This window comes from Peribacillus sp. SIMBA_075 (genome assembly GCF_046534585.1).
Genome location: NZ_JAWRYN010000444.1, coordinates 1 through 279, shown reverse-complemented (window position 1 = coordinate 279; position 279 = coordinate 1). Strand labels below are relative to the sequence as shown.

Sequence of the window (279 nt, the reverse complement as noted above, 5' to 3'; positions counted from 1 at the left end):
ATCCTGGCTGACCCCGCGCCGGCGGCCTCGATCACGTCCAGCCGTGTTCCGTCGCCATAGTAGATCTTGAAGCCGAAGTCGGAGGCGGCTTCAATCATCTCCACGTCGATATCGATGACGGTGACGTCCACGTCGCGGGCCAGGAGCGACTGGCTGACCACCTGGCCAAAGCGGCCGAAGCCGATCATGAGGACGCTTCCGCGAAGCCCGAATACCGGCTCGGCCATGCCGGAGGCACGGGGTGCTTCCACTGCCGGAATACGATGGATGGCAGCTGCG

At 64.5% G+C, this 279-nt stretch carries 1 protein-coding gene; it reads right to left on the bottom strand.

Going from position 1 to position 279, the window contains the following annotated elements:
- The coding region (locus SB775_RS28935) for an NAD-binding protein (RefSeq protein ID WP_410864650.1) at positions 1-188 on the bottom strand (188 nt) is incomplete at its 3' end.
- Positions 189-279: the final 91 nt, after the last annotated feature.